At 64.0% G+C, this 17,846-nt stretch carries 15 protein-coding genes; 14 read left to right on the forward strand and 1 reads right to left on the reverse strand.

The features are described 5' to 3' along the window. Nucleotides 1–53: 53 nt before the first annotated feature. The 12 genes from ctaC (at nucleotide 54) to C3B44_RS03585 (ending at nucleotide 14,326) form a co-directional block, all read left to right on the forward strand. The gene (gene ctaC, locus C3B44_RS03525; RefSeq protein ID WP_108431159.1) at nucleotides 54–1,148 is read left to right on the forward strand and encodes an aa3-type cytochrome oxidase subunit II; all 1,095 of its coding nucleotides are present in this window, start codon (nucleotides 54–56) and stop codon (nucleotides 1,146–1,148) included. A gap of 59 nt (nucleotides 1,149–1,207) precedes the next feature. Then, on the forward strand, nucleotides 1,208–1,639 hold the full coding sequence (gene ctaF / locus C3B44_RS03530; RefSeq protein WP_108431160.1) for an aa3-type cytochrome oxidase subunit IV: 432 nt from the start codon (nucleotides 1,208–1,210) through the stop codon (nucleotides 1,637–1,639). Nucleotides 1,640–2,187: 548 nt separating this feature from the next. Beyond that, entirely contained in the window at nucleotides 2,188–2,802 is a 615-nt protein-coding gene (ctaE, locus tag C3B44_RS03540; protein ID WP_199222408.1) for an aa3-type cytochrome oxidase subunit III, read from the forward strand. An 82-nt stretch (nucleotides 2,803–2,884) separates the two neighbouring features. Beyond that, complete coding sequence (gene qcrC / locus C3B44_RS03545; protein ID WP_108431163.1) at nucleotides 2,885–3,772, forward strand: cytochrome bc1 complex diheme cytochrome c subunit; 888 nt, start codon at nucleotides 2,885–2,887, stop codon at nucleotides 3,770–3,772. Beyond that, on the forward strand, nucleotides 3,769–4,989 hold the full coding sequence (qcrA, locus tag C3B44_RS03550) for a cytochrome bc1 complex Rieske iron-sulfur subunit (protein ID WP_108431164.1): 1,221 nt from the start codon (nucleotides 3,769–3,771) through the stop codon (nucleotides 4,987–4,989). Before qcrC ends, qcrA begins: the two co-directional genes overlap by 4 nt. After that, nucleotides 4,989–6,629: a cytochrome bc1 complex cytochrome b subunit gene (qcrB, locus tag C3B44_RS03555; RefSeq protein WP_108431165.1), complete on the forward strand. Its 1,641-nt coding sequence runs from the start codon at nucleotides 4,989–4,991 to the stop codon at nucleotides 6,627–6,629. Before qcrA ends, qcrB begins: the two co-directional genes overlap by 1 nt. A 1,343-nt stretch (nucleotides 6,630–7,972) precedes the next feature. Next, nucleotides 7,973–8,749 carry a C40 family peptidase gene (locus C3B44_RS03560; RefSeq protein ID WP_108431166.1) on the forward strand — a complete coding sequence of 259 codons (777 nt, stop codon included), beginning with the start codon at nucleotides 7,973–7,975 and terminating at the stop codon, nucleotides 8,747–8,749. Between the two features lie 144 nt (nucleotides 8,750–8,893). Beyond that, entirely contained in the window at nucleotides 8,894–10,081 is a 1,188-nt protein-coding gene (locus C3B44_RS03565) for an NlpC/P60 family protein (protein WP_108431167.1), read from the forward strand. 25 nt (nucleotides 10,082–10,106) lie between these two features. After that, a complete protein-coding gene (locus tag C3B44_RS03570; RefSeq protein ID WP_108431168.1) occupies nucleotides 10,107–11,234 on the forward strand; it encodes a glycosyltransferase family 4 protein in 1,128 nt (375 codons plus the stop codon). Nucleotides 11,235–11,319: 85 nt separating this feature from the next. Further along, the gene (locus C3B44_RS03575) at nucleotides 11,320–12,279 is read left to right on the forward strand and encodes an ROK family protein (protein ID WP_108431169.1); all 960 of its coding nucleotides are present in this window, start codon (nucleotides 11,320–11,322) and stop codon (nucleotides 12,277–12,279) included. A 24-nt stretch (nucleotides 12,280–12,303) separates the two neighbouring features. Continuing rightward, nucleotides 12,304–13,059, forward strand: coding sequence for a lysophospholipid acyltransferase family protein (locus C3B44_RS03580; protein WP_108431170.1), 756 nt, complete (start codon nucleotides 12,304–12,306; stop codon nucleotides 13,057–13,059). Between the two features lie 97 nt (nucleotides 13,060–13,156). Beyond that, a complete protein-coding gene (locus C3B44_RS03585) occupies nucleotides 13,157–14,326 on the forward strand; it encodes an acyltransferase family protein (RefSeq protein ID WP_158268639.1) in 1,170 nt (389 codons plus the stop codon). Here C3B44_RS03585 and C3B44_RS03590 read toward each other — a convergent pair. Next, the gene (locus tag C3B44_RS03590) at nucleotides 14,214–15,443 is read right to left on the reverse strand and encodes a glycosyltransferase 87 family protein (RefSeq protein ID WP_108431172.1); all 1,230 of its coding nucleotides are present in this window, start codon (nucleotides 15,441–15,443) and stop codon (nucleotides 14,214–14,216) included. The two genes, C3B44_RS03585 and C3B44_RS03590, sit on opposite strands and share 113 nt — an antisense overlap. A gap of 119 nt (nucleotides 15,444–15,562) precedes the next feature. On the opposite strand from C3B44_RS03590, the gene C3B44_RS03595 reads away from it, so the two are divergent. Then, nucleotides 15,563–16,078: a polyadenylate-specific 3'-exoribonuclease AS gene (locus tag C3B44_RS03595; RefSeq protein WP_108432537.1), complete on the forward strand. Its 516-nt coding sequence runs from the start codon at nucleotides 15,563–15,565 to the stop codon at nucleotides 16,076–16,078. A 27-nt stretch (nucleotides 16,079–16,105) separates the two neighbouring features. Next, the gene (locus tag C3B44_RS03600; RefSeq protein WP_108431173.1) at nucleotides 16,106–17,494 is read left to right on the forward strand and encodes a class II 3-deoxy-7-phosphoheptulonate synthase; all 1,389 of its coding nucleotides are present in this window, start codon (nucleotides 16,106–16,108) and stop codon (nucleotides 17,492–17,494) included. Nucleotides 17,495–17,846: the final 352 nt, after the last annotated feature.

Consider the following 17,846-nt stretch of genomic DNA (forward strand, 5'->3'; position numbering starts at 1 on the left):
ATGTTCTGGTTCGAGCATTCAGAAGAATTGTGTGGACAGGAAGGCAGACGGACGTGGAACAGCGTTTGAAGCGCGGACTCGGTCGCAAGACCGTCCTGGGCGGAATGATTGCCCTGGGCGCTACGGCACTCGTCGGTTGTGAGGTGGCACCGCCGGAAGCGATGTCGTCGATTCTGGACATGGGCTGGCCCGACCCGGTGACCCCGGAGGGCGAAGGCATGTATAACTTCTGGGTCTGGGTCTGGGTGACCGCCTGGATCATCGGCATCATCATGTGGTCGCTGTTCCTGGTTGCCATCTTCAAGTGGAACCGCAAGGCCCAAGAAAAGAAGGGCAAGGGCGAGTTCCCGCGCCAGCTGCAGTACAACGTCCCGCTGGAGCTGGTCCTCACCGTTATCCCGATCATCATCGTCATGGGCCTGTTCTTCTTCACCGTCCAGGCTCAGCAGAAGGTCGTCGCTCTGGATAAGAACCCCGAGGTCGCCGTCGACGTCACCGCCTACCAGTGGAACTGGAAATTCGGTTACGCCGAGGTCGGCGAGGAGCTCAGCCCGACCGGCCAGCTCTACGTCGGCGAGGATGAGGAGCGTCAGGCTCTCGCCGAGGAGACCCGTTACGACGACGAGAGCGTTCACAACGCGAACCCGATCCACGGTGAGTCGAAGGGTGATCACTCTTACCTGAACTACAACGAGATCGAGACCGTCGGCTCCACCGAGGAGGTTCCGGTTCTGGTTCTGCCGGCCGACACCCCGGTTGAGTTCCGTCTCGCCTCCGGCGACGTGGCCCACTCCTTCTGGGTCCCGGAGTTCCTCTTCAAGCGCGACGCGTACGCACACCCGGAGGCCAACTCCCAGGAGCGTGCCTTCCAGGTGGAGTCCATCGAGGAGGGCGCCTACGTCGGCCGCTGTGCTGAGATGTGCGGTACCTACCACGCCATGATGAACTTCGAGATCCGCGTGGTCTCCCCGGAGGCCTTCACCGAGTACATTGAGTACCGCGACAACAACCCGGAGGCCCCGAACTCGGAGGCGCTGGAGGCAATCGGTGAGGATCCGTACGCGGTGACCACCCAGCCGTTCAACTCTGACCGCACCGGCACCCGCTCGGGTGACGATAACGTCATTGACCCCCAGCGGGCCGCCTAAAAACTCGATGTCAGTGGACGCTTCATCAGCGTCGCTGGAAGGAATACTAAGGAGAAAACATGCGTCCTGGCGCCAAAGTGATGTTCACGATCGCCATCTTCTTGACGATCATGTCGGTGATCTACATCTTCGCAACCATGTGGGTGCAGGATGACGGCTACCTTGTCGGCCTAGAGTGGGTCGGTGCCGTCTCCATGATCCTGGCCACCGTCCTGGCACTCATGCTCGGCGGCTACATGCAGTTCATCGGTAGCCGCATCGACCTGCTGCCCGAGGACTACGAGGAGGCTGAGGTTGAGGATGCCGCCGGCACCTACGGTTTCTTCTCCCCGAGCTCCATCTGGCCGTTCGCCATGTCCGCGGCCGTCGCCGTGCTCGGCTTCGGTGTGATCTTCATGTACTACTGGATGATCGCCCTCGGCGCGATCCTCTTGGTCTGGACCTGCACCATGCTCAACCTGCAGTACGGCCTTCCTAAGGAAAAGCACTAAGCCTCACCTTCCTTCCGGCACACGCGCCTGAGAGACCCTGTCGGTCGCTGCGAGGACACCGTCCTCCGGCCCGGCAGGGTTTTTGCGTTGCTGTACGTTGCTGTTGGCGCACTGGCGGCTTTAGGGCGCTGCGGGGCGCTCCGGCTCTCCAGCTAGAGGAGGAGGGCCCGCCTTTAGCGCGGTCTCTCGATCCGGTGGAGGGGGTCAACCGAAAGTTGGTTTTCAGGCTTATATAGGGCCGTACCGAGCCAAATCCGTGTGATATCTGTCTCTGCTGTCATTTCCCGCAAAGCCACGTGACAACGCTCTGGATCGGGTACGATTGAGGCCGATTCACTTTTTTGAGTCTTTCGCAGCTGAACGACGTGACCTGCAGCGATGGGGATCGATACCCCGTCGGATAGCGCACAGGAAAAGTTCCCGAGTCTTCGGAACTTTTCCTTTTTATTTTTGTCGGACGTAAAACCGCAGGTGAGCGAGAAGTAGCTCAGACTCGCTCGGGGGTAGACGAGGTGCTTTTCACTGCGTGAACCGTCATACTGTTAGGCGTGACGAGCGTAGTTTCTAACCAAGGTATGGCGACACCGCAGCGTGTCCCGGCACTGAACCGACCCAACATCGTCAGTGTCGGCACGATTGTGTTCCTGTCGCAGGAGTTGATGTTCTTCGCCGGGCTCTTCGCGATGTACTTCACGTCGCGTGCGAACGGCCAGAGCGGTGACTGGGCAGAGCAGACAGCGAACCTGAATGTTCTGTATGGCATTATCATCACGGCCATCCTGCTCACCTCCTCTGTGACTTCGCAGCTCGGCGTCTTTGCTGCTGAGAAGGGAGACGTTTATGGCCTACGCAGGTGGTACTTAGTCACGATCGCCCTCGGAGTCGTCTTCGTGGGCATGGTCGCGTTTGAGTACTACGAGATGATCCACCACGGCGTGACCATCCAGTCCAGTGTGTATGGCTCGGTGTTCTACATCATCACCGGCTTCCACATGGCGCACGTGATCGCCGGCATCCTCGCCTTCATCGTCGTGATGCTGCGCGTCCACAAGTCGAAGTTCACGCCGGCACAGGCGACGGCCGCGATGGTCGTCTCCTACTACTGGCACTTCGTCGACGTCATCTGGATCGGCGTCTTCATCATCATCTACATCATCCAGTAGGGAAGCGGTGGGGCCTTACCGCCGAGTCGGTGGCCCTGAGCCGACTGAATACCTCATATTCGAATCGCACTAAGGGAAAAAGATGGATACCAACTCCAACTCCGCGGAGCAGAAGAACACCGCTTCTGTGGCCGTGAAGCAGTCCCGTCGTCGCCGCAAGCTGCGTAAGACCGCAGCCGGTGCCGCCGCCCTGACTGTCGGCCTCACCGGCGCCGGTGTGCTGGCTACCGCCCTGACCCCGGATGCGCAGGTTGCCACGGCGCAGCTCGATGACCAAGCCCTCATCCAGGAGGGCAAGGACATCTACGACGTCGCCTGCATCACCTGCCACGGCGCGAACCTGCAGGGCGTGCAGGACCGTGGCCCGTCGCTCGTCGGCGTCGGTGCCGGCTCGGTGTACTTCCAGGTGCACTCCGGCCGTATGCCGATGATGTCGAACGACGCTCAGGCTGAGCGCAAGTCGCCCCGTTACACCGAGCAGCAGACCCTGGCCCTGGCCGCCTACGTGGCAGCCAACGGTGGTGGCCCGGGTCTGGTGACCAACGAGGACGGCTCCATCGCCATGGAGGAGCTTCGCGGCTCCAACTACAACGGCCAGATCCAGGCTGAGGACATCGCCCGCGGCGGCGAGCTCTTCCGCCTGAACTGCGCGTCCTGCCACAACTTCACCGGTCGTGGCGGCGCTTTGTCCTCCGGTAAGTACGCCCCGGGTCTGGATCCTGCCAACGAGCAGGAGATCTACCAGGCGATGCTCACCGGTCCGCAGAACATGCCGAAGTTCTCCGACCGGCAGCTCACTGCGGATGAGAAGAAGGACATTATCGCATTTATCAAGGCCTCGAAGGAGACCCCGAGCCCGGGCGGCTGGGCTCTCGGTGCACTCGGCCCGGTCAGTGAGGGTATCGCCATGTGGCTCATCGGTCTGATGGCCCTGGTCGGTGCTGCTATGTGGATTGGATCGCGCTCATGAGCAACAACGTGAATAGGAACTACACAGACAAAGAACTCGCTGCCATGAGCAACGAGGAGCTCGCGCGCCTCGGCACGGAGCTCGACGACGTCACCGTCGCCTACCGCAAGGGCCGCTGGCCGGTCGAGAATGACCCGGCCGAGAAGCGCGCGTCGAATAGCGTCATCATCTGGTTGGCGCTGTCGATCGTGATGGCGATCGCGTTCTTGGCGGTCTACCTCTTCTGGCCCTGGGAGTACCGCTCGCTCGGCGAGGAAGGCAAGCTCTGGCACACCTTCTACACGCCGGCGCTCGGCCTGACCTCGGGTCTGTCGATCATCGCCCTGGGCATGGCCGTGGTGACCTACGTGAAGAAGTTCATCCCTGAGGAAATCTCCGTCCAGCGCCGCCACGACGGCCCCTCGGAGGAGATCGACCGTCGCACCACTACCGCGCTGCTTAACGACGCCTGGGCCACCTCGACCCTCGGCCGTCGCTCGACCCTGAAGGGCATGCTCGGCGCGGCCGGCGTCCTCTTCGGCCTGGTGGTCGCCGCCCCGCTGGGTGGTGCCATCAAGAACCCGTGGCGCGCCTACGAGATGGACTACTACGGCGACGGTACGCTGTGGACCTCCGGTTGGACCCTGCACGAGCAGGGCGTGAAGCTCTACCTCGGCCGTGACATCGGCACGACCGCCGAGCTGCACGAGGGCCAGGCTGGCACGCACTACAGCACGCAGGGCCTGTCCCGCCTGGTGCGCGTCCGCCCGGAGGACCTCGCCGCCGCCGGTATGGAGACCGTCTTCCCGCTCGCCGAGGAGCACGTCAACGATGGCGATCGTTACGACGAGAACGCTGTCGTGTACGAGGAGCACATGCACTCCATCCACGGTCCGCGTAACGCCGTGATGCTGATTCGCCTCCGTCCGGAGGATGCAGAATCGGTCATCGAGCGTGAGGGGCAGGAGGACTTCCACTACGGCGACTACTACGCCTACTCGAAGATCTGCACCCACGTCGGCTGCCCGACCTCGCTGTACGAGGCACAGACCCACCGCATTCTGTGCCCTTGCCACCAGTCGCAGTTCGATGCACTGCAGTACGGTAAGCCGATCTTCGGCCCCGCTGCCCGTGCACTGCCGCAGCTGCCGATCACCGTTGACGAAGAGGGTTACCTGATCGCCAGGGGCAACTTCATTGAGCCCCTCGGCCCGGCATTCTGGGAGCGTAAGTCCTAATGAGCACCAAAACCGATAACCGCCTCGGCGCGATCGCGAACAACGTCGACTCGCGCTACACGATATCCGGATTCCTCCGCCCGCAGCTGAACAAGGTCTTCCCGACCCACTGGTCCTTCATGCTGGGTGAGGTCGCCCTCTACAGCTTCATCATCCTGCTGCTGACGGGTGTCTACCTCGCACTGTTCTTCGACCCGTCGATCACCAAGGTGATTTACGACGGTGCGTACCTCCCGCTCAACGGCGTGGAGATGTCGCGCGCCTACGCCACGGCGCTGGACATCTCGTTCGACGTCCGCGGCGGACTCTTCGTGCGTCAGATGCACCACTGGGCCGCACTGATGTTCATGATGGCCATGGTTGCGCACATGCTGCGCATCTTCTTCACCGGCGCGTTCCGTCGCCCGCGTGAGGCCAACTGGATCATCGGCTGCACCCTGATCATGCTGGGTATGGTCGAGGGCTTCCTCGGCTACTCCCTGCCGGATGAGCTGCTGTCCGGTACCGGCCTCCGTATTATGTCGGCGATCATCGTCGGCCTGCCGATCATCGGCACCTGGATGCACTGGGCCATCTTCGACGGCGACTTCCCGTCGGACCTCATGCTGGACCGCTTCTACATCATGCACGTGCTGATCCTGCCGGGCATCATCCTGGCTCTGATCGCTGCGCACCTGCTGCTGGTCTGGTACCAGAAGCACACCCAGTTCCCGGGGCCGGGTCGCACCGAGAACAACGTCGTCGGCGTCCGCATCATGCCGGTCTTCGCCACCAAGGCGATTGGTATGGGTCTGCTGACCGCGGGTGTGTTGGCGCTGATGTCCGGTCTGACGACGATCAACGCCATCTGGAACCTGGGCCCGTACAACCCGTCGCAGGTCTCCGCCGGTTCGCAGCCGGACGTCTACATGCTCTGGACCGATGGTCTGGCCCGTGTCGTTCCCGCCTGGGAGATCTACATCGGTAACTACACCATCCCGTCGGTCACCTGGGTTGCCCTGCTGGCCATGGCCATGGTCGTGTTGATGTTCGCCTACCCCTGGATCGAGAAGTGGGCCACGGGTGACGACGAGCACCACAACCTCCTCCAGCGTCCCCGCGACGTTCCGGTTCGCTCGGGCCTGGGTGCTATGGCGATCACCTTCTTTATGCTCATGACGATCTCTGGTGGTAACGACCACGTCGCCCACTTCTTCCAGATCTCGCTGAACGCCATGACCTGGATCGGTCGCATCGGCATGGTGATCCTCCCGCCGCTGGCCTACTTCATCACCTACCGCATCTGCGTCTCCCTGCAGCGCGACGACCAGGAGGTCCTCGAGCACGGTATCGAGACCGGCACCATCAAGATGATGCCGAACGGTGCCTTCGTCGAGGTCCACCAGCCGCTGGGCGGCGTCGACGAGAACGGTCACGCCATCCCGCTCGAGTACGCCGGCGCCAAGGTGCCGAAGCAGCTCAACCAGCTGGGCTACGCGGACACCGAGGCCCACGGCGGTATGTTCTCCTCCGACGACCCGCAGCTGGGTGAGCGCAAGACGCGCATCGCTCACGACAACGAAGAGGAAGAGCGCCGCATGTTCGAAAGCCTCAACGAGGCTAACCGTGAGCAGGACCGTCGTAACGGACACATCGACTAACGCTCACCGGCCCTAGTACAGCTTGTTAGGGCTTTTGGGAGAGAGACCCCGGATCGCTTCTTTAGGGAGGCGGCCGGGGTCTCTTTGTGTTCGGGGTATGTCGTGCGGTCAGGGCGTGCGGTCAGGGTTGGGGTCTTCTGGCGATCGCTGTTTGGATTACGCACGTGCGTAATCGTTGTCAGATGCGGTTTTAATAGTTCTTCTTCGGCAAGACCGTAGCGATGGTTTCCGCGTATTTGGTAAAAGCCATCCGGCTTCGGCCACCGCGTCCCAGCATCGGCGGCACTGGCACCCACCCCTCAGCAAATCCCGAGCGCGGCGGCACCGGTACTCGCCGCGCGTCGCAGGAGACCATGTTTCCCGCGTGCCTATGAGTTCCCGGGTATTTTTTGATTTCCGATTACGCACGTGCGTAAAACCCGGTTTGCACTATGCGGCGGCATAGGGATTCTGGGGCTGTTTTGGTTGCGGGGGCGCTACGGTGACCCCAGAGAGCGAAGGGCGATTGACTCCGACAGCCGAGCCTGGTTTTTACGCACGTGTGCAAAAAGCAGAGACCTCCTATGGGTTCCCCGGGATTCAGCGATTCCCGATTACGCACGTGCGTAATTTCCGCGGAGACTATGCGACGGCATAGTGGGGGAGGCCCCGGCCGCGAGTCGCACGTATCTAAATCGAGGCCATCTATACCGGGTCTGGTCCAGGGTGACGCTGACCCTGGTAACTGGCTCTATTGCGCCCGCGCGTAAGAGGGGAGTGCTGGGCCTGTGGGGTGGAGGCGTCATCAGCGACCCAATGCAGTTCACCGAAGCGGCGGACGTCTCGTCGAGAAGCGGTATCCCTGGAAGGATTACGCACGTGCGCAATCGGGAGCGTCGAAGCCCACCCACGGATAGTCACACTGTGCACACGAGTCCCTCTATTTACGCACGCAATCTAATGTGAGGAAGAGCACACTTTAGCTTTTTGTAGTTTAGAATGCGTGACCATGGCCCGCCGACGCCTGGCAGTAAACATTCAGCATTCTGGCATCTCCACTGTTCACGCGCGCATAGGCTCGCCAACTTCTCCCGCATACACATAAAGAAAAAGCAATGTGTCCTTAACCTCTAGAAAAGGTCACCGTCAGATAACAGTCCGATAACGGGCGCGTCATTGGACAAGAGTTGTTGCCGTTTCGTAACCTAAACGAGACCTTGCGGATAGCCACCACGGCCCGCAGTCCGAAACTGAACGAACGAACGCCGTCCCCGAGGATCACCCACAGGTAATCCGGGACCGGGGAGCGGAGCGGATCGCACCGCTTCCCGCAACGGCCAAATGTGAAGAACTTGGAGTAATTCGTGGCTAAGCATCGTCGCCAGTCCGCAAACACCACCGCCCGTCGTTTCGTCGCCGCTACGGCCGCCGCTGCCGGCCTCGGCCTGCTCGCCCCCGGCGCCGCCACCGCCGCCGAGGTGCACGTGCCCAACACCGACATCTCCTTCAACGTCGAGGGCATCGAGAATGTTCCGGGCATCGCTAACATCCCGGGCATCGAGAACTACATCCCGGAGCTCGCCGGCCAGGGCACCGATTTCACCGGTGCTGCGCTGAACGACATCGTCGAGCAGGTCAAGAACCACCCGATCGTCGCGCAGGTCCCGGGCCTGGCCGAGAAGATCGATAGCATCGCGGCTGAGTACGGCTACACCTCTGAGACCGTCACCCCGGCTGCCACCACTACCTCCGGCTCCGCCCCGGCTGGTTCGGCCGCCGTGTCCTCCGCCCCGACCTCCACCGGCCAGGCTGTCGTCGACGCTGCCCGCTCCAAGATCGGCGCTCCCTACGCATGGGGCGCGGCTGGCCCGAATTCCTTCGACTGCTCCGGCCTGACCTCCTGGGCCTACGCCCAGGCTGGCAAGCAGATCCCGCGCACCTCGCAGGCGCAGGCTGCCGGCGGCCAGCAGGTCTCCCTCAATGACCTGCAGCCGGGCGACATCATCGCATACTACTCGGGCGCGTCCCACGTCGGCATCTACACCGGCAACGGCACCATCATCGACGCCCTGAACTCCGGCACCCCGGTTCAGGAGCGCCCGCTGGATTACATGCCGATCCACTCCGCGGTCCGCTTCTAGCTGATCGCACCATGATGCCCGCCCGCTTTCTGCAGGGGGGCATCTTTTCTGTTGCCCCGAGTGGCTTTGGCCGTGACCTTGTCGTAATATTTCCTTCTATCAACGCTGCCCCCTTATTGCTCTTCCAAGGATCACTTGATACCTATGCGTTCCCCGTCTTTCTCCGGCAAAATGGCCGGCACCTCCCTCATCGCGTGTCTCACCGTCGGCGGCACCTTAACGGCTGTGCCCGTCGCTGGTGCAGATGACACCGAGGTCCTTTTCACCCAGCTCGAGGAGATCTCCCGCGAGGCTTCCGCCAAGAATGAGGAGGTCCTCGCCCTCGAAGTCGAGATTGATAAGACCGAGGACGCCATCGCGGAGTCGGAGGCACGCGTCGCGGAGTCGCAGGAAGAGATCGACAAGTCCCAGGAGGCTGTCGACGCCGCCGAGTCCGAGTCCACCGATGCCAGCAAGGCCGCCGAAGAGGCGGACCGGCTGGCCCGCGAGGCCCGCTCCGCGCAGGAAGCCGTGCGCGATGAGCTCGATAACCTCGCTGGCGCCCGTTACCGCGGCGTGTACATCGACCCGCTGACCAACGCGGTCTCGGCGAGCGATCCGGCAGCGATGGTCGATCGCGTCTCCTACATGAGCCTGCTTGCCGACGACGCCACCGCCCACCTCCAGGACCTGGAGGAAGAAAACCGCCGCACCGCCCAGGCAGCCAGCCAGGCTCACGCCGCCGTCGCCGAGGCGAACTGGTCGCAGTCCGTGGTCGATCGCGCCCACGAGGACCTGTCGGCAGCGCACGAGGATTTGAAGAACGAGCAGGCCTCCCTCGAGGAGCACCGCGCGGCCCTGGAAGAGCAGCGCGCCTCCCTCGAGGTCGAGCAGGCTGACCTCGAGACCCAGATCTCCGATGTCCAATCCCGCGTCGACGGCTTAAGCCCCGCCGATTTGGATCGCTGGCAGAACCGCTTCGGCTCCAGCGAGATCGCCCCGTCCTCGGTGAGCTCCGACGGTGTGGTGGGAGCGGCGATGTCGCAGATCGGCAAGCCCTACGGCTGGGGCGCGACCGGCCCGAACGCCTACGACTGCTCCGGTCTGATGTACTGGGCCTTCCAGCAGCAGGGCAAGACGATTCCGCGGACCTCGGCAGCGCAGGTCTCCGGCGGCCAGCCGGTCTCCCGCGGCGAGCTCCAGCCCGGCGACATCGTCGGCTTCTACCCGGGTGTGACCCACGTGGGCATGTACATCGGCAACGGTCAGGTGGTGCACGCCTCCGACTACGGTACCCCGGTAGGGGTTGCCAGCCTGGACAGCATGCCTTTCGCGGGTGCCGCTCGCTACTAGCCGCAGCACGGGTTAGCCTGAGTTCATGGCCCGAACGCTGCTGGTAACCAATGACTTTCCCCCGACCATCGGGGGCATTCAGTCGTACCTGCGCGATTTCGTCGAGACCCTACCGGCCGACGACATCGTCGTGTTCGCCTCCACGCAAAACGCCAGCGAGGCCACGCGCTTCGACGCCCGCGCCGACTACCGCATCGTCCGCTGGCCGCGGATGGTCATGCTGCCGACCTCCTCGACCGTGGAGGCGATGAGCGCCACCATCGAGGAATTCGGCATCGAGACGGTCTGGTTCGGTGCCAGCGCCCCGTTAGGATTGCTTGCCGACGCCGCCCGCCACGCCGGCGCCCGCCGCATCGTCGCTAGCACCCACGGCCACGAGGTGGGCTGGGCCAAAGCCCCCGGTGCCCGTCAGCTGCTGCGCCGTATTGGGGGCCGCGTGGACGTCGTCACCTATATCTCCGACTACACGCGCCGCCGTATCCAGCCCGCACTCGGCGATCACCCCGAATACGTCGCGCTGCCCTCGGGCGTCGACACGGAGTACTTCCAGCCCATCGACCCCGCCGAGCGCGCCCAGATCCGCAGCCGTCATGGTTTCGGCGCGGAGCCGCTCGTCGTGTGCATTTCCCGCTTGGTGCGCCGCAAGGGGCAGGACCAGTTGCTGCGGGCGTGGCCGGAGGTTATGCGCCGGCACCCGGATGCCCGTCTCGTCATCGTCGGTGAGGGCCCTTATAGGCCTCGGTTGCGCCGCATGGCGCGCGAGTTGCCCAAGCGCGCCGTGACCTTTACCGGCGCCATGGAACGCAGCGCCATGCGCGATCTGCTCGCCGCCGCGGATGTTGCCGCCGTGCCGGCGCGCACCCGCCTCGGCGGCCTGGATGTCGAAGGCCTCGGCATCGTCTACCTCGAAGCCCAGGCCGCCGGCGTGCCCGTCATCGCCGGTGATTCCGGGGGAGCGCCGGAAACCGTCCGCCCTGATACCGGGGTGGTGGTCCCGGGGCGGGCGACGGACAAGCTGGCGCGGGCCGTCGCCAAGCTTCTCGACGACCCCGCCCGCCGCAAGGAGATGGGCGAGGCGGGGCGTCGCCACGCGGTGGAGGCGTGGAGCCGCGAGCGGATGGCGAAGCGCCTGGCTGAGGTGCTCAATTACTAGCGCCGCATGGCCTATGGGCGCCGGAAAGATTGAAAGGTATATCCTTTCCAAGGATCATTAGTCAGCACCGAGCAACAGGGGATGAATGGATACGCAGGACCCGAGGCCCACGATCGGCTTCGACATCGGGGGTACCAACCTGCGTGCCGGCGTGGTGGACGCCGCCGGACGGGTGCTGAATAGCTCGTCGACCCCGACCCCGCGCAGCGCGGAGGAGCTCGAGGACGCGATTGTGGACCTGGCGAGAGAGGTCGGCGAGGGTTTTTCCGTCGGCGCGATTGGCCTGGCCATCGCGGGTTTTTTGGACCCCGAGTGCGAGACCGTGCGCTTTGCCCCGCATTTGCCTTGGCGCGATACCCCGGTGCGCTCCCGGCTCGCCGAAAGGCTCGACGTGCCGGTGCGTCTCGAACACGACGCAAATTCGGCCGCGTGGGGCGAGTACCGCTTCGGCGCCGGCCAGGGGGCGGGGACGTGGGTGCTCTTTGCGGTCGGTACCGGTATTGGTGCGACGCTGATGATCGACGGCGAGTTCTACCGCGGGGCCTTCGGCACGGCGCCGGAGTTCGGCCACCTCACCGTCGTGCCGGGGCCTGGCGGCCGCCTGTGCTCCTGCGGCAAGAAGGGCTGCTTGGAGCGCTACGCTTCGGGTACCGCGCTCGTCGATACGGCTCGGGAGCTGGCTGGCCGCTATCCGACGGCCGCGCTCGCCCGCGATATCGCCACCGGCGGCGATGTCACCGGCACCACGGTCATGGAAGACGCCGGCCGGGGCGATCCGCTGGCTCGCGCCGTCATCAACGACTTCGCCGACTGGCTGGGCGTGGGCCTAAGCTTCGTCGCCGACGTGCTCGATCCGGAGCTCATCGTGTTAGGCGGGGGAGTAGCCGGCGATGCCGCGCTCTTCCTCGAGCGCGCGAGCGAAGGCATGGCCCAGACGATGGTCGGCGCCGGGCATCGCCCCCGCCCCCGCCTGGCGACCGCCCAGCTCGGCGGGCGGGCCGGTATGATCGGCGTAGCCGACTTAGCGCGTTTTTCGATTCACTAAAGATTCAGTAAGGAGCCTTTAACGGTGCGAAACAAGTGGTATATGCTGTTTAAGGCACTGTTCGGGCCCTGGCTTCACGTGCTGAACCGCCCCGAGATCGAAGGCGGCGAGAACATCCCGGACGAGGGCGCGGCCATTTTGGCTTCCAACCACCAGGCGGTCATGGACTCTTTCTACCTGCCGCTCATGGTCAAACGGCAGCTGACGTTCCCGGCGAAGAAGGAATACTTCACCGCCCCCGGTCTGGTCGGCTGGATGCAGAAGTTCTTCTTCACCTCGGTGGGCCAGATCCCCGTCGATCGCACGGCGGCCGACGCCGGCGACGCCACCCTGCAGGCGGCTCGCACCGTCTTCGACCGCGACGACCTCTTCGGCATCTACCCGGAGGGCACCCGCTCGCCGGATGGGCGCCTGTACAAGGGGCGCACCGGCATGGCGCGCATCGCCATGGCGACCGGGGAGAAGGTGATCCCGGTGGCGATGATCAACACGCGGGCGGCGAACCCCATCGGCACCTGGGTGCCGCGCCCGGCGAAGGTGAAGATCCGCATCGGTAAACCGATCGACCCGCACGCGTGGGCCGTCGAGAAGGGGCTCGATCCCACCTCCCGGGAGGTCTCCCGCGCGTTTACCGACCACGTCATGCACACCCTCGCCCACTTGGTCGGCGAGCCCTATGTGGACATGTACGCCAGCGAGGTCAAGGACTCTCTAGCCGCCGGTCACGGCTACCCCGAAGGCGCGGAGCCGGGCGGTCGGCTCGAGAGAACTTTTGATTAAAACCTGAAGCGTGCGCGTAAATAGCCCTTTTACCTGCGAAAGCTGCTAGGCTCGGCGCCAACTGACCTTTGAAGACTGGCCAGTGGAGGAGGACGTTGTGGCAGCGACCAAGCAACGTCTCGCCTGGCCGGATGTGGCCAAGGGGATCTCCATCCTCGGCGTCGTGCTTTTGCACTTAACCATCGCGGTGCCGGATGCGCAGAACTCTTTCCTCGCGCAGGCGAATAGGATCCTCGATCCACTGCGCATGCCGCTGTTCTTTCTGATCTCCGGGTTCTTCTCCGCCAAGATCCTCAAGTTCAGCTTCCGCGAACTATTCACCCGCCGGCTGTGGTTCTTCCTCGTGCCCTACACGATCTGGGTGCCGGTGGAAGTGCGCCTGAAGATGTACGAGACCTCCGCGGTGTTCGACTCCGAGATGCCGGCGCTCGCCAGCGTTATCGGAAACGTCCTTCTGGGCGTGAACATGGCGTGGTTCCTCTACGCCCTGGTGTGGTTCAACATTTTCTTGTGGGCGGTGCGCAAGCTGCCGAGCTGGGCGGGCTTCGCGCTATCATTTAGTCCGCTTTTAACCCTGCCCTGGCATTTCGACTATCACATGTTCGGCAAGGCAGTGCTCTATCTGCCGATTTTCGTGTTCGGTTGCTGTGCCCGTCGATACCTGCGCACCTTCGCCGAACGCTGCCTGCACCCGACCTACCTGGCGGGCACCGCGGTGCTCTACGCCGTGGGGCTGGCCGTCTTCATCGGCTGGGCGCGTTTCCGGGAGAATAACGAGCTCATTCTGCCGTGGCCCTCGTTCGGGGCGGAGACGATCGACACCCCGGCCATCGAGCTGCCGGTGCGCCTGATCACGCAGTTCCTCATGCTCGCCGCGGGGATCACGTTGGCGGTGGTCGTCGCGAAGATTCCGCTAATCTCGCCGGCGCTGCAGTTCATTGGCCGCCACACGCTGCCGGTGTATATCGGCCACCCCATCGCGCTGACGGTGCTCTACCACTACACCCAGTACCACCTGCAGATTCCCGTGTCCGAGGACGCCGACCACTGGATCGGCTCCACCGGCTTCTGGATGGCCGCCACCTTTGCCATCTGCATCATCGGCGGGCTGTCGATGTGGGCGCTGTCCCAGATCCCCGTGATCGGCTGGACGGTCACCCCGCCGCCGATTGAGAAGCGTTCTCGGGTGCGCGAGATCTCCACGTCGCGGGGCGAGCACCCCGGCCAGGCGCAGCCGCAAGAACCCTCGGGCAGAGCGCGCCGATAAACAGCACGGCCACAGCGATCCAGACGAACGTGTCGCCGACAATGTGCATGGCGAGGGTCCAGGTGGCCTCGCGGCCGTCGTCATGCGGCAAGAGCGCGTGCGGTGGAAGAACAGCCGCAACAACGACGACGCCGAGCATGCCCCAAGCGCCGCGGGAGGTGCGCGCCGCCGCGAGGAAGACGAGCGCGATGACCACCAGCCACACCCAGTGGTGTGACCACGACACCGGCGAGCACAACAGGCTGATCAGCGAGACCACACTGAGCAGGCCCGCCTGATGACGACGCACCCGCCACGCCGCCACCAGCGCCAGCACAATGACGGTGGGCACGAGCAGCAGCCACAGCGTATCGACGGTCTGCGCGTCGAAGACCCGCGACAGCGCGCCCGTGAGGGACTGGTTTTTAGAATAAGACTGGGCGCCGATGCGCTCGGTGTCGACGAGCGTGGTGCGCAGGTAATGCAGCGTCGCCTCCGGCACGACGAGCGCCGCGGCGGCGGTGGCGGCGAGCGCGCTGCCGGCCATGGTCGCGGCCGAGCGATAATCGCGCCGGATGAGGAAGAAGACTACAAACACCGCCGGGGTGAGCTTCACGGCGGCCGCGAGCCCGCTGAGCGCGCCGGTGAGGCGGTGTTTCGGCCCCAGCGTATCGACGACCACCGCCGCCATGAGTAGCAGGTTGATCTGGCCGAAGGAGATCGTGTCGCGCACCGGCTCGAACAGGGCGGCCAGCGGCAAAAGCCACAGCGCCAGGACGATAGGTAGGTTAAGGCTGCGCAGCGTGACGACGAGCACGAGCACCAGCGCGGCTAGCGACACCACCGTCATGAGGAAACCGCCGAGCTCCACCGAAACCCAGGTCAGAGGGATAAACAGTACGGCGGCCAGCGGGGGATAGGTGAAAGGCAGGGCAGTGTCCTGGACCGAAAAGAGGCGGGTGTAGGGGTTATCTCCGGCCAGCACCGCTTCGGCGCCGCTGCGATAGACATGCGTATCCAGGTGGTAGGAGAGACCGATCCCGTCTGCGGAGACATCGATGATCCAGGGCGCTAAGACGACTAAAGCCAGCGCAACGGGCAGCGGCCAGAGAGACCGCAGGCGGACGTGAAGGGGCACTTAGTACATCCTAATCACGTGCTGTGGCGGCTGCAGATACCCCGTCAGTCGACCTTCTCGAGCCGGCCCGCTACAGTGAATGCGGCTTTCTTAAGAACGGCGAGGCTGGAAAGGCACGCGTGCGCTACTTCTACGACACGGAGTTCATCGAGGACGGACACACCATCGACCTCGTCTCCATCGGAATCGTCGCCGAGGACGGCCGGGAGTACTACGCCGTATCGACGGAGTTCGACTCCAATAAGGCCGGCGTCTGGGTGCGCGATAACGTCCTCAATCAGCTGCCCTCACCGAACGATGACGCCTGGCGCGATCGTGCCACCATCCGCGACGAGGTGCTTCAGTTTCTTACCGACGCCCCCGGCCCACCCGAGCTCTGGGCCTGGGTGGGTGCCTACGACCACGTGGTCCTCGCGCAGCTCTTCGGCGACATGACTGGCCTGCCGCGGAAGCTGCCGAGGTTTACCCACGAGCTCAAGCAATACTGGTCCATGGCGGGGCGCCCGAAGCTGCCGCCGACCCCGCCCGGTGCGCACGACGCGCTCGTCGATGCCCGGCACAACCTCGCCAAGTTCAACGCCATCGCCGAGGTATTACCCCTGGATCCGAAAAACCGAAGGCTGAGCCCTCAATAGTTTTGCCCACGTGCTACAAAGGTCATTGTGAGTTGGACTATTGATATCCCCGATGCCGTACTTCCGGACCTGCCGCCGCTGCCCGGCGATCTCCAAGAGAAGTGGAACGACGTGCTTGCGCGCGACGCCAAGCAGCAGCCTTCCTGGGACCGGGAACAGGCCTCCGCGGTACGCCACATCCTGGAATCCGTGCCGCCGGTGGTCGTGGCACCGGAAATCACCAAGCTGAAGTCGCAGCTGGCGGACGTCGCCAATGGCAAGGCCTTCCTCCTGCAGGGCGGCGACTGTGCCGAGACCTTCGAGTCCAACACCGAGCCGCACATCCGTGCCAACATCCGCACCCTGCTGCAGATGGCCGTGGTGCTGACCTATGGCGCGTCGACGCCCGTCGTCAAGCTGGCGCGCATTGCGGGCCAGTACGCGAAGCCGCGCTCGTCCGACCTGGATGCCAACGGTCTGCCGAACTACCGCGGTGACATCGTCAACGGCGTCGACCCCACAGAGGCCGCCCGCCGACACGACCCGGCGCGTATGGTGCGCGCGTACGCGAATGCGGGTGCGACGATGAACCTCGTGCGCGCGCTGACCTCCTCGGGTACCGCGGACCTCTACAGCCTGCACGAGTGGAACCGCGAGTTCGTCGCGCACTCCCCGGCCGGGGCCCGCTACCAGGCGCTCGCCAACGAGATCGAATCCGGCCTGCGCTTCATGGAAGCCTGCGGCGTGCACGACGACTCGCTGCGCACCGCCGACGTCTACGCCTCGCACGAGGCGCTGCTCGTCGACTACGAGCGCGCCCTGCTGCGCCTGCACGAAGACGACGACGGAGAAACCCGCCTCTACGATCTCTCCGCCCACCAGCTGTGGATCGGCGAGCGCACCCGCGGCATCGACGACTTCCACGTCAACTTCGCGGCACTGATCTCCAACCCGGTCGGCCTGAAGATCGGTCCGACCGTCACCCCGGAGGAGGCTGTCGCCTACGCGGAGAAGCTCGACCCGAACCGCGAACCGGGCCGCCTGACGATGGTCGCGCGCATGGGCTACAACAAGATCCGCGAAAACCTGCCCCCGATCATCAAGGCTGTCGAAGCAGAAGGCCACAAGGTCGTCTGGCAGTCCGACCCCATGCACGGCAACACCTTCACCTCCTCGAACGGGTACAAGACCCGCCACTTCGACAAGGTCATCGATGAGGTGCAGGGCTTCTTCGAGGTCCACCGCGCCCTGGGAACGCACCCGGGCGGCGTGCACATCGAATTCACCGGCGAAGACGTCACCGAATGCCTCGGCGGAGCGATGGACATTACGGACGTCGACCTGCCTGGGCGTTACGAATCCGCCTGCGACCCGCGTCTGAACACCCAGCAGTCCCTCGAGCTCGCGTTCCTCGTCGCGGAGATGCTGCGGAACTAGGTCCTGGGGTTGGTGGGCTGGCTGTTCGGCTGGTTGGCTGTTCGGCTGGTCGAAAGGGGGGCGAATTCGACCAGCTTTAGCGCTCTATAGCGGGCTCAGACGGTGGCGGCTGTGTGGCTACGGATCACGCGTCACACCAGTCTCGTACGCTTCTTCGATCCCGCCTGTCACTGCGCAGGGCTTGCGGTGGTGCTTCCGTGATCGTTGGGTGTGCGCCTGGGCTACGGTTCTACATGCAACGCTAGCGCTGGTCGAAAGGAGGCGCTCCGAAAGGAGTCCCGCGCGGTCGAAAGGAAGAGTCCTTTATATGGGGGCGAATTCGACCAGCGCTAGCGCTCTATATAGATGTGGG

The sequence above is a fragment of the Corynebacterium yudongzhengii genome (assembly GCF_003065405.1).
GTDB lineage: Bacteria > Actinomycetota > Actinomycetes > Mycobacteriales > Mycobacteriaceae > Corynebacterium > Corynebacterium yudongzhengii.

What these genes read in the sequence shown, in the direction of transcription:
- ctaF (WP_108431160.1), top strand. Translation starts at nt 1,208, where the DNA reads ATGCGTCCTGGCGCCAAAGTGATGTTCACGATCGCCATCTTCTTGACG.
- qcrC (WP_108431163.1), top strand. Translation starts at nt 2,885, where the DNA reads ATGGATACCAACTCCAACTCCGCGGAGCAGAAGAACACCGCTTCTGTG.
- qcrA (WP_108431164.1), top strand. Translation starts at nt 3,769, where the DNA reads ATGAGCAACAACGTGAATAGGAACTACACAGACAAAGAACTCGCTGCC.
- qcrB (WP_108431165.1), top strand. Translation starts at nt 4,989, where the DNA reads ATGAGCACCAAAACCGATAACCGCCTCGGCGCGATCGCGAACAACGTC.
- C3B44_RS03565 (WP_108431167.1), top strand. Translation starts at nt 8,894, where the DNA reads ATGCGTTCCCCGTCTTTCTCCGGCAAAATGGCCGGCACCTCCCTCATC.
- C3B44_RS03570 (WP_108431168.1), top strand. Translation starts at nt 10,107, where the DNA reads ATGGCCCGAACGCTGCTGGTAACCAATGACTTTCCCCCGACCATCGGG.
- C3B44_RS03575 (WP_108431169.1), top strand. Translation starts at nt 11,320, where the DNA reads ATGGATACGCAGGACCCGAGGCCCACGATCGGCTTCGACATCGGGGGT.